7 protein-coding genes are annotated in these 13,305 nt (G+C 28.6%); 2 read left to right on the top strand and 5 right to left on the bottom strand.

Features of this window, described 5'->3' with window-relative positions; genetic code table 11:
• Positions 1 to 323 precede the first annotated feature (323 nt).
• On the top strand, positions 324 to 650 hold the full coding sequence (locus tag GFV00_RS06120) for a YegP family protein (RefSeq protein ID WP_105296398.1): 327 nt from the start codon (positions 324 to 326) through the stop codon (positions 648 to 650).
• A 177-nt stretch (positions 651 to 827) separates the two neighbouring features.
• A complete protein-coding gene (gene uvrA, locus GFV00_RS06115) occupies positions 828 to 3,638 on the top strand; it encodes an excinuclease ABC subunit UvrA (RefSeq protein ID WP_185149996.1) in 2,811 nt (936 codons plus the stop codon).
• 130 nt (positions 3,639 to 3,768) lie between these two features.
• Here uvrA and GFV00_RS06110 read toward each other — a convergent pair whose 3' ends face one another.
• The 5 genes from GFV00_RS06110 to GFV00_RS06090 all read right to left on the bottom strand — a co-directional run bounded on the left by GFV00_RS06110 (position 3,769) and on the right by GFV00_RS06090 (position 12,702).
• A complete protein-coding gene (locus tag GFV00_RS06110; protein WP_160557634.1) occupies positions 3,769 to 6,039 on the bottom strand; it encodes an aconitate hydratase in 2,271 nt (756 codons plus the stop codon).
• Positions 6,040 to 7,311: 1,272 nt separating this feature from the next.
• Positions 7,312 to 8,625, bottom strand: a complete 1,314-nt coding sequence (locus GFV00_RS06105) for a hypothetical protein (protein WP_160557635.1) — start codon at positions 8,623 to 8,625, stop codon at positions 7,312 to 7,314.
• A 1,712-nt stretch (positions 8,626 to 10,337) separates the two neighbouring features.
• Complete coding sequence (locus tag GFV00_RS06100; protein ID WP_221411019.1) at positions 10,338 to 10,838, bottom strand: cupin domain-containing protein; 501 nt, start codon at positions 10,836 to 10,838, stop codon at positions 10,338 to 10,340.
• Between the two features lie 45 nt (positions 10,839 to 10,883).
• Positions 10,884 to 11,945, bottom strand: a complete 1,062-nt coding sequence (locus GFV00_RS06095) for an alpha/beta hydrolase (protein WP_160557636.1) — start codon at positions 11,943 to 11,945, stop codon at positions 10,884 to 10,886.
• 10 nt (positions 11,946 to 11,955) lie between these two features.
• Positions 11,956 to 12,702 carry a carboxymuconolactone decarboxylase family protein gene (locus GFV00_RS06090; protein ID WP_160557637.1) on the bottom strand — a complete coding sequence of 249 codons (747 nt, stop codon included), beginning with the start codon at positions 12,700 to 12,702 and terminating at the stop codon, positions 11,956 to 11,958.
• Positions 12,703 to 13,305 lie beyond the last annotated feature (603 nt).

Raw genomic sequence — 13,305 nt, 5'->3', positions numbered from 1 at the left:
ATAAAGGTTACAAAGAAAAAATATAACCATAAAGTATATATAAGATAAACTAAAATCATATAAAATTGCATGCAACTAGTGAAAAATGCAAAAATGTCAGTATACAATTTTGTGTACACCGTTGTAAAAATTATCTTAAAAAATGTTAAAATTTAAATTATAAATTTTATTCAAAATAAGCTACAATCCTTTATTTTAGCCTATCCTATGATATTATCATATTTTTTATCTATTGTTAAAAAATACAGAATAGTTTTGTTTATAAAATAATGGCATGATTTTTTCCTACCTTATGCCATATTAACACTAAATAGTATAACAATATGTTTGAAATTTTCAAAGACAAAGAAGGAGCTTTTTTCTTTAGATTAAAAGAAAAAAATGGTCAAATTATTCTTGAAAGTGATGGATATACACAAAAAACAAATTGTCAAAAAGGAATCAGTTCAGTAAAAAGAAATTCCAAAAATGAAGATCGTTTTGAAGTGAAACAAGCTTCCAATAAAAAATGGATGTTTAGTTTAAAATCCGGAAACGGACAATTAGTAGGGACCAGTTCTTATTTTGATTCTGAAACCGATGCTAAAAACGGTATAAGAACAGTAATGAAAACTGCACCTGTATCCGAAACAGTTGACTTGTCAAAATAATAGATTCCATAAATTGTTATCAAAAAATGAAAAAACCATCCAGTGGATGGTTTTTTTTTATAATTAATACGATACTAATTACATTTTTAAAAAATTATTTATTTCCCTACCTTTGTATATACTATATTTATAGTAAAATAGCATTACTTTTCAATTTAGCTAATCAAATACAAACTTTTGAAAACAAATAATAAAATTAAAACACATCCAGATCAAGATGTGGTTTTCATAAAAAATGCACATCTTCATAATCTTAGAAATATAGATGTTTCCATTCCCAAAAATAAATTAACCATAATAACAGGGGTATCCGGAAGTGGAAAATCTACCCTGGCTTTTGATACCTTATATGCAGAAGGTCAAAGACGATATGTGGAAAGCCTAAGCTCCTATGCGCGGCAATTTTTAGGAAAATTAGAGAAACCTCAAGTAGATGACATTAAGGGACTTGCTCCGGCAATTGCCATTCAACAAAAAGTCATTTCAGGAAACCCTAGATCAACCGTAGGAACTTCTACTGAAATTTATGATTATTTAAGACTATTGTTTTCTCGTGTTGGTAAAACCTATTCGCCCATATCGGGACAAGAAGTAAAAAAAGATGAGGTTACAGATGTTATCGATTATATACTCTCTTTAGCGGAAGGTGGTAAATACATCTTATCTGCTCCGATTACTACGATAGATAAAGATTTTAAAGTATTTTTAAATACTTTGAAAGGCCAAGGATATGTCAGGTTGGAAGTTGGTGGAAATATTGCTACTATTGAGGATTTGGAAAGTTTTGGATTTGTACCGGATAGCAATACCCCTATAAATTTAGTTATTGAACGTTTTTCCGTTGAACATAATGAGGAATTCTTACAAAGATTTGCTGATAGTGTTCAAATAGCTTTTTACGAAGGCAAAGGCTCTTGTTCCATTAAAAATGTTGACACCCAAGAAATTAAAACCTTTTCTAATGCTTTTGAACTGGACGGAATTAAGTTTTTGGAGCCTACCATACATTTTTTTAGCTTTAATAATCCTTATGGAGCTTGTCCGGTTTGTGAAGGATATGGAAAAATTTTAGGTATTGATGAAGACCTGGTAATTCCTAACAAAAATTTATCCATCTATGAAGATGCTGTTGTTGCTTGGAGAGGAGAAAAAATGAGTAAATGGAAAGATGATTTTATTAAAAAATCATCTAAACTCAACTTTCCCATTCATAAACCGTATTTCGAATTAACAGATAAACAAAAAGATATTTTATGGAAAGGTACAGGGGATCATAGTTTTCCCAGCCTGAACCATTTCTTCAAAATGGTTGAAGAAAATACATATAAAATTCAATACAGAGTAATGCTTTCCAGATATAGAGGCAAAACTATTTGCCCAGAATGCAAAGGAAAACGTTTACGACCTGAAACCAATTACGTTAAAATCAATGGATATTCGATTAACGATTGGATTGATTTACCTATAGACCAGTTACACGGTATAATAAAAAATTTAACGCTTAATGAATATCAACAAAAAATTGCCAAACGATTACTTTTTGAAATTAATAGCAGAATTGAATTTCTTTTAGACGTTGGCTTAGGATATTTAACTTTAAATCGAGCTTCTAATACCCTCTCAGGGGGAGAATCTCAACGAATTAATTTAGCAACGTCATTAGGAAGTAGTTTAGTAGGATCTATCTATATTTTAGATGAACCTAGTATCGGACTACATGGAAGAGATACCAACCGCTTAATTACTGTTCTGGAAAAATTAAGAGATCTGGGAAATACCGTGGTTGTAGTTGAACATGATGAGGATATTATGAAAGCTGCCGATTATTTGGTTGATATTGGACCAAAAGCAGGTAGTCTGGGAGGGAATGTCGTATTTTCGGGCACTTATTCGGAAATGATGCAAACCCATACATTAACCGCCGAATATTTAAATGGTGAAAAGAAAATTGAAATACCTAAAACTCGAAGAAAAACTAAAGAATTTATTGAAATAACGGGAGCCAGACAAAACAATTTAAAAGGCATTGATGTTAAATTACCCTTACACTGTTTAACGGTTATAACCGGAGTAAGCGGTTCAGGTAAAAGTACCTTAATGAAAAATATCTTAACTCCTGCATTACAAAGAAAATTGGGAATAAACGGTGATAAACCCGGTAATTTTTCTGAATTAAAGGGAAATTGGAAGGAAATTAAACATCTAGAACTGATTGACCAAAATCCAATCGGAAAATCTTCTCGATCTAATCCTGCTACCTATGTTAAGGCTTTTGACGATATACGCGATTTATTTTCCAAGCAAAAACTAAGTAAGCTTAACAATTTCAAACCGAAACATTTTTCATTCAATGTAGAGGGCGGACGTTGTGAAACTTGTTTAGGAGAAGGATTTATAACTGTTGAAATGCAGTTTATGGCAGATATTGAATTAGAATGCGAAACCTGTCATGGCAAAAGATTTAAGCAAGATGTTTTGGAAGTAAAATATGAAGGTAAAAATATTGCTGATGTCTTAGAAATGACCATTGATGAGGCCATAGCCTTTTTCAACGAACACAATCAGGATAAAATTGCAACCAAATTGCAACCTTTACAAGATGTGGGCTTAGGTTATTTGGAATTAGGACAATCATCCGGTACACTATCCGGAGGAGAAGCTCAACGAATTAAATTAGCTTCATTTTTGGTAAAAGGTAATTCTTCCGAAAATACCTTATTTATTTTTGATGAACCAAGTACCGGTTTGCATTTTGATGACATAAATAAATTACTAAAATCATTTAATGCATTAATTGAGAAAGGCCACAGTGTAATGGTTATTGAACATCATCCGGATATCATCAAATGTGCAGATTATCTGGTTGATATCGGGCCGGATGCCGGAATTAATGGAGGAAATATTGTCTTTCAAGGCACTCCTGAAGAAATTATTAAATGTAAAGAATCTTATACCGGACAATTTTTAAAAGAAAAGTTTAACGAATAATGATACGTACACTCTGTTTACACGTTTAAATGTTTATTTAAAAATGACAAAATTTCAGTGGTCAATCATTATATTATTAAAAGAAAAAACACCGGAATGAACCGGTGTTTTGTTATGATTGTTTTTTATTTTAGATCTTACCCTCATTTTTCTTAATTAAATTTAATGCTGAGCCTGCCTTAAACCATTCGATTTGTCCATTATTATAAGTATGATTGGCTATGATATTTTCTCTAGTTCCATCAGAATGAACTAATTCAATAGTAATAGGATTTCCGGGAGCAAATTGATCTAAATCTAAAAAATTAAATAGATCATCTTCCTGAATTTTATCGTAATCTTCGGGATTACCAAAAGTTAAAGCTAACATCCCCTGTTTTTTTAAGTTTGTTTCATGTATTCTTGCAAAGGATTTAACCAAAACAGCTCTTACTCCTAAATGACGTGGCTGCATAGCTGCATGTTCTCTTGATGATCCTTCTCCATAATTATAATCTCCTACAACAATAGTAGGAACTCCATCTGCTTTATATTTTCTTGCCGAATCAGGAACAGCCATATATTCCCCCGTATCTTCATTCTTAACTTTATTTGTTTCCATGTTAAAAGCATTTACAGCACCAATCAAAGTATTATTTGAAATATTGTCTAAATGCCCTCTGTATTTTAACCAAGGTCCGGCCATAGAAATATGGTCTGTAGTACATTTTCCATAAGCTTTAATCAGCAATCTCATTCCGGTAATATTTTTGCCGTCCCATGCAGGGAAGCTTTCTAACAACTGTAATCTTTCTGAAGTAGGTGAAACTTGAACCTGTATTCCGGAACCATCTTCGGCAGGTTTTTGATATCCCGGATCATCTACTTCAAATCCTCTCGGTGGAAGCTCAAATCCTTGAGGTTCGTCCAACATAACCTCTTCTCCTAGATCGTTTATCAATTTATCTTTTCTAGGATCAAAACTTAGATCTCCTGCAATAGCCAATGCAGTAACTAATTCCGGAGATGCTACAAAAGCATATGTATTAGGATTTCCATCTGCTCTTTTAGCAAAATTTCTATTGAAAGAATGCACTATAGTATTCTTTTGTTGTTTTTCTGCCCCTTCTCTAGCCCATTGTCCAATACATGGTCCACATGCATTTGCAAAGACTTTGCCTCCAATTTTATCGAAAACAGCTAAATATCCGTCTCTTTCTACGGTATAACGTACCAATTCCGACCCCGGTGTAATGATATATTCTGCTTTAGGACTAATCTTTTTATCTGCTGCTTGTTTCGCTATCGAGGCTGCTCTTGAAATATCTTCATAAGAAGAATTGGTACAAGAACCTATTAATCCGACATCTACTTTTAAAGGCCATCCATTTTTTTCAGCTACTTCTTTAATTCGAGATATAGGTGTTGCTATATCCGGAGAAAATGGACCATTGAGATGAGGCTCTAAAGAAGTTAAATCTATTTCAACAACCTGGTCATAATATTTTTCCGGGTTTTCATAAACTTCTTTATCGGAACGAAGTTCCTCTTTAATTTTATCTGCCATGTCTGCAACCTCTGTACGTCCGGTAGCTTTTAGATACTTTGACATATTTTCGTCATAAGCAAATATTGAAGTAGTTGCTCCTACTTCCGCTCCCATGTTACAAATAGTTCCTTTTCCAGTAGCCGATAATGATTCTGCTCCTTCTCCGAAGTATTCTATGATACATCCCGTACCTCCTTTTACGGTCAAAAGACCTGTTACTTCCAATATGATATCTTTAGGTGCAGTCCAGCCATTGAATTTACCTTTAAGATGAATTCCAATTAATTTTGGAAATTTTAATTCCCAAGACATACCCGCCATAACGTCGACCGCATCAGCTCCTCCAACTCCAATGGCAACCATCCCTAAACCACCTGCATTCGGCGTATGAGAATCAGTTCCTATCATCATTCCTCCCGGAAATGCATAATTTTCAAGAATTACCTGATGTATAATTCCCGCTCCGGGTTTCCAAAATCCTATATTGTATTTGTTGGAAACCGATGATAGAAAATTATATACTTCGTTATTTTTATTGATTGCCTCTTGCAAGTCTTTATCGGCTCCAACTCTGGCCTGAATTAAATGATCGGCATGAACGGTAGACGGCACCGCTACCTTTTTCTTACCGGCTTGCATAAATTGTAATAAGGCCATTTGTGCAGTAGCATCCTGCATAGCTACTCTATCCGGTGCAAAATCTACATAAGATTCTCCTCTTTTATATGCTTCAGATGGATTTTCATCAAACAAATGTGAATATAATATTTTTTCAGAATATGTCAGAGGCCTCCCCACTACTTTTCGCGCCATTCCAACCTTTAACTGAAAGCGATTATATACCGCTTTTATCATATCTAAATCAAAAATCATATAGTAAATTTATTTTTTACTTTGTTTATTTAATGTAACATTTAAATTTTACTTAACTATTGCTGTTTAATGACAGCCTTTTAATAATACAAGTATTTTTAAAGGAAAATTTATTTGCTAGGTTTTTAAATATACAATTTTAAAATCAATATATACGATGTTTTAATTTTTTGACAGATATTTATAAAGATTCTAAATAATTTTAAGATATTTTACATGCATTATATTAAATAAAGCTTTTTATATATAAATTTATTTGATATAAGAATTTATTTTTTTTATTCAATTTATACACATTTATTAATATTTAAATATGACTAATTAAAATTACTGTAAAACTATCTATAATTAAAAAAAAGAGGAAGTTATTAACATATATTTAAATTATTCTAGTGTTACAAACGGATTTATTTGCCTATAAATTTAAAGCATTAAACAAACAAAAAATAATTTTATTTAATCGATTAAATTTTATTTGAGTTTTCAATTAAAAGCTCTCTTTTTTTTAAAAAAAAGAGAGCTTAAACTACACTAATTAGTTGTTTTGGCTATAACAATAGGTGCTTAAATATTTAAAATTTGTACTTAGCAAAGATATTCTATTATTACTATATTAAATTGAGGAATCCCGTAATAATTATTTTTTTTATTGATTTTTTTTTATCAAAATATAGTTTTTTAATTAAAAAAAATTTCATTATACAATAAATCTTCTTTATTATAGCTTATTCACGTATAATATAATTCATTATAAATTTATTTTATAATTTTAATTTTAAATATAAATTTAATCGAAATATGAAAAAAATCATATTAAAAAAAAATTACCTAATAATCTAAGATATATACTAAATACTATAAATAAATAAAAATATATTACATTTTGAAGAATCTAAAATTACAATTTTTATATTTAGTATATTTATATAATATTAACATACAAATAAACATTATAATTATATATTATTATAATATTTAATATTAATGCTTTTAATTAATGACAAAAATATATTTTTTCTTAAATTTTAAAATATTTACATCACTGTTGAAACGATTAAGCTGAATTTAATATTTTTAAATTAACAATTTTATTGTAAATATTGATTTTATAATATGCTAAAACTCTTATTATTTAAAATTTAAATCTTCATAATAAAATTATAAGCATATATTTTAATAATTCTTATGAATCATTAATTGCTTAAAGTATAAGAAACTAAATCTTCAATCTTTATGAAATATTTTCCTATTAATCTATTACTTAATTAAATTTTAAATTACATATTTATTATTCTTACTATACAAATAATAATCTATCGGTTGCGGAACACCTTCTAAATAATAATCATAATGATTAAATATATTTTTTTCTCGTTTAGAAGCTTCATACCATTCTTTAAATTTATGCAATCCGTAATAATTATTTTTTTTAAATTCTTTTTCATATCTACCATCATCTTTATAACGATAAAAGTGCCCCATAAACATCTGATTATAGTTGTAACATTTATCGTATTTAAATGATTCTCCCCAGTATAGAAGATAAGCAGCAATTTTTGCCTTTAATGAAATGTTCAATTCTTTTTCATGTTCTAATTTATTGGCAAGATATTCTGCAATATACATGATATATAAATTTTTATTAGGAGTTGACAGCTCTTTGAATACGTCCAACGTATTCTGATTGATATGTACGTTCCCATCATAATCTTTAGTCCATAATAATTTACCTAATTCCTCAAGATCATTATCATTAGCATGCTTATAAAAATTTGGCAATTTAGTATTCTCTATTACCCATTTCAATAATTTTTTATCTTCCGTATACCCTAAATCAATCACTAAGCTTCTCATGAAGCGTGAATCATGTTTAATTAACCAAGAAAATTGACTTGAATCATCATTAAATAAATACTTATTACGAGAAATTAATACTTTTTGATTTATGTTTACCTGTTGAGGCAATTCCTCAATATCTTTCCATCTTAATGTCATCGTAATTTCACCCGTAGAATCAATTATATATGGGGGCTCTTCAAATGGAATATCGCGATATATATTCTGATAATCTAAAATGTATGGTAATGGTAAAAATGATGTTATAAAATTTTTTTTATCAACTATATATACATTACTGTTAATATTTGAATAATCATATTGGTATTTAGATGACTTATCATTTTCTTTAAGACTACTAATTTTTAAATATGAATTTTCTGATTGTGAATCTATAACTTTACCAAAAATTGATTTAATTTTTTCATCAAATATTTCTTGATTTGGAAATTCAAATCCACTACTTTTTAGTATTATTTCTTCTATTGATACTAAAACATCAAAATCTTTTTTAGAATAAAAATTACTGAAAAATTTTGTATTAGCCCCAATTTTAACTTGATTTCTTAAAGTATTTAAAAGATCAGGAATTTCTTTTATATTTCTAATTTTTCTATTTTCTTTTGCTCCTTTTCTTTCTTCCTCCATACTCTTTTCTTGTGTTTTATTCTTTTTAGAATAAATAATTTTATCTTCATTACAATTATATAGGAATATGATAAGAATAGCAATAATTAAGTTTATTTTCATAGCTTTTGTTAAGAGTTTTACCCTTAGTAAATAATTATCATAAATTAAATTTAACCTTTACATCTTCTTATTTATAATAAATATACTTATTATGATATTTAAAATAATATTAACAAAAGAAACATGTCAAAGAAATAAAGCATGATTATACCTTAATATTTCTCCTAATATTTTTAAATCCAATATTTAATATTGGAAACCCAAAAATTTATAAGTATCATTTATTAATACTAAGATTTTAGCCTATATAGAGGCATTATCAATAAGATAATTATATCGATATTATTTCTTTAGCTTAACCAAACTTTTAAGTATAAAACAATTTTATTCTTTTTACAACGTATAAGATCAGTTTTAAGAAACAATTAATGTCGTTGCATCTTAAAAATCTAATTAGTTTAAAATAACTAAATTTATTTATTAATACAACTTTTAAATATTCGTAATTAATAAGTTATAATTTAATTTTTAATAAAAAATTATGATAAAGAATTATAAACATTAAAATCTTTTTCTTTCTGAATAAGAGGAAGATTAATTGCAATATAACTTAAAAATGAAATTTTTCTCTAAATAGTAGCTTTTGTGAAAAAAATAATAAATAAGATACTTTGATTGAGTAGAAACGAAAATTTTATTTTGATTTATAAATGTTAAATCAATATTTTTTTTCTCATAAGAAGACTTACAACTTATTTTATGAAAATTGATATCATAATTATTGTAAAATTTACGATGATTATTAATATTTATCTTATTATTTAAATTTAATTGAAAATTGATGAAATTTTCCTTTCTATTAATAAATTGAGGCAAACTTGAAAGCAAGAACGAACTTTCATAGCTTTCTTTTTCTCTGAATTTATCAAAATAAAATTTTTCATTTTTTTTGATTAGATAAAAAAATAATCCATAAAATAAATCATATTTGGCAGAAATATTCATATAAAATAATTTTTATTATTAGTAAAATAAAATTTTAAGCAAATTTAGTAATTATTTTGATATTATATTTATAATTAAAAAAACAAAAATTATCATAATAAATAATACACAAAAAAGTAAACATTTTGTTTTATATAAACATTATTTATACTTTTTAATCATCATTACATTTTTACATATTTTCATTAGTGTTATTTTTTTTATACTCTATAGTCAATATTGACAATTCATTTTTTACTAAATTAACTTAATAGATTACTCTTATTTTATAAGAATTCTGATTCTACCTAATTATATAATTTTAATTATAAAATTTATTATTTTTTAGATTTTATTTTTAACTTTTTTTTTATTCAATTAATTCCTATTTTATAAAATTTACAATTAAATCAATAACTATATTTTATATTTTTAACAATTTTATATTATTTTTACATTATAAAAATGATCGACTAATTTCTTAATTATCAACAACTACTTTATTATTCAAATTCATAAAGTAATTAATATTCTAAATTTTATGAATTCCTCTTTACAGTTGCAATACAGGCAATTAACTTCCTATTAGATAAACCCCATATAAGTTTTAGAATATTGTTGGTCATTATCTTTATTAATTATACCGTTTCAGATATGTGTATTTTAATCAAACAAATTGTGGATTTATATTTACCTAATCTTGAAATTTTACAAATTTTTCCAATAGAGAATATTCTATTGATATATAAGATTTAGTTGTTAAAAATTCAAAAAGTTTATCCTTGTATTTATTTATCCCCGCTAAAATATTCTTTATCGGTAACCCGATGAAGCCACACAGCCCCGCCTAAATTGCTATTAGTTCCAATGGCAATATGTGTCATGGACTGATCTTTTGAAGCTCCATGCCAATGCTCAATATCAGGCGGACATTTTATTACGTCTCCTTTTTTAATAATTTCAACGGGCTTCCCTTTTTCTTGATACCATCCTTCCCCTTCAGTTATCAATAATATTTGGCCTCCAGAGTGATAATGCCAATGAGTTCTTGATCCCGGCTCGAACCTTACAGAACCAATTACAACATTATAAACGCTATCGGATGGAGCTAAATAAGTTAACCATACGTTTCCTGTAAAATGCTCATTGGAAACCTTAGTTCCTTTAGGAAAAATCGCCGACACTTCCCGTGTATCCAATCTATTACTTTGTTGGGTACTCCTACACGCAATTAATAATAAACTACATAAAAGTATTCCTTGAAAAAATGAGCCCCTAATTTGATTCATGGTTTATTAAATTTTAAAAAAACTTGATGATTTATCCACTACTTTTTAAAGGTTTTTCTTATAAAATTCAACTAATTTATTTACTGCTTGAGATACATATTCAGGTTTCCAATAGGTTTGTATATGAGTTGCCCCTTCAATTTGGAATAACTCCTTATTTTTTGCATTAATAGCCTTAGAAAAAGCTTCTTCGGTCATGTATTTGGTATCTGCTTTACTTCCCGCAATCATTACTAATGGCTGATTAAGTAATTCTATTTGATCGGTCGCATCCCACGCCATTAAATATATAAGGCTACTAGTAGTATAAAGAAAAGTTGAATTGGGATGCGCATGAGTTCTGTAATAATATACAAATCCTTCACGATATAAATCCGTAGGAGTTTTATTAATCTCTTCATCTGTAACACTAGCTACTCCCGAATACAAAATTTCTCCTCCGGATGCTTCTTGGGCTCGAGCCTCGGATGCTTGTTTTAAACGTTCTTGAATCGTACTGACTTGTGAATTTTGGAATCCATTGCGTCGTACTTCTCCCGAATTAAACATACTAAGAGTGGCTATAGCTTTTAATCTTTTATCTGTTTGAGCCGCCTTAAGTGTATATCCACCACCCCCGCAAATTCCCAGAGCTCCGATACGATTGGCATCAACTCCGGGGTATTGAGAAATGTAGTCTGCCATTCCATGAATATCTTCGGTGCGATAGGCAGGATTATCCGTATGACGAGGCTCTCCCCCACTTGCTCCTTGAAAGGCAGCATCGGCAGCTATGGTAATATAACCTGCTTCTGCCAGTTTTTGCGCATAAAGTCCGGCAGTTTGTTCTTTTACTCCCCCGTTAGGATGGGCTACAACTACAGCCGGATATTTTTTTGAAGACTCGTAATGGGCCGGGGTATAAACATTAACCGCTATTTCAATTCCATGTAATTTATAGTTAACCGGATGTATATTTACTTTTCCCGGTTCATTTTTTTGGATCGCACCTTCATAAACTAAGGTAAACGGATTTTGTTGATCGTTTTTATGAGACGATTGTGCTTGCATTGCATCAGCCCCTACTAATGATGTTGCAATAGCTAATATTGAGGTTAATTTATTCATGATTAAAATGTTATGTATTTTTTTCTTGCTGTTTAACTATTTCATTTACAATTTTTCGCACAGAGGTTGCTTCTTTTCTTTTTAAAGTTGTTTTTATTATAGATGTAAATTGTTGAAGTTGTCGGGGAGACCATCCTATATTAAGACAGATATTTAAATGGGAACGAAGCATAGGTTCTGCTTTTCCTATTGCACTAATAACTGAAATGGTTACTAATTCCCTTTCAGCATAAGTAAGAATATCTCTTTCAAAAATATCGGCAAATAAATGTTCTTTCAAAAAGGTATCAATTATCGGAGCAAATGCTGAATAACCACTAAGTTTTTCTGGTTGTTGGGTTTTAGTCAATTCTTCCAGTATCTTTTTTCCTCTTTCATATTTGTTTTCGTTCCTCTTAAAGTGAGAAATATCTTTTCCATCTATATCTTTTATGCCTTGATTTTTACGATCCTCAATCACTTCCATAAAGGTTTGTAATCCCCGAATACTTCGCGGAAATCCACAATAGGCATATAAATGTACCAAGATCTCTTTGATTTCATTTACTGTTAAACCGGAGTTAAGCCCATTATTTAACGCTTTTTTAAGTTGAGATAAGTCTCCCTTAGCTGTATAGCTCGATATAATTATTATACTCTGCTGCCTGGAATTCAAAAGAGTATCCTGTATTTTATTGTTATATTGTGATTTAAGATGGCTAACCATACCAATGACAATAAATAAAAACAGTATGGTTTTATGATATATTATTTTCATCCTTTAAATACATGCAGTTGTTAACATGGATCTTTTAAAAATTAATTATTTCATCTCTACCCATACTCTAATTGCAATGATTATACCTTTATAAATTTTTAAATCGTTGACAAAGACACCGATGGTATTCTTTAAACTGTTTTTAAATTATTTTAATAATAATCTTGTTTATTAACATTGATAGAGCTAATGTAAATTTCTGATTTTAAATCATCTTAATTTGTATACTGATTACCTTTATTTCAACCAATATAACTGATTTTTAAATAGATTGATTTTCAAAAGAGAGGAGGTACTTATAGGTGTAGAAATTAGAGTTATTAAAAAAATAAAAGCACCGAAAAAATAATTTGGTGCTTAGATATTATGCTCAAGTTTAATTTCTATTTTAAATAGCAAAATAAAGAGCTAATTAAATACTAATCCGGTGTCCATCTCCAGCCCACTTTTACTGTTTATATATTCAACACTAAGTCTAACACCTTATTTAAATATTTTTTATCCATCTTTTTGATTAATATTATATCATACTAAAAAAGTCTTTTATAGTTAAGGTTGAATTTTTCAACAATTAACTCTAAAGTTTCTTCAAACTTAATTTTA

This window comes from Apibacter sp. B3935, from assembly GCF_009827705.1.
In the GTDB taxonomy this organism is placed as follows: domain Bacteria; phylum Bacteroidota; class Bacteroidia; order Flavobacteriales; family Weeksellaceae; genus Apibacter.
Note: the sequence above shows the minus strand (reverse complement) of the source record. Positions and strands in the feature narration are given on the sequence as shown.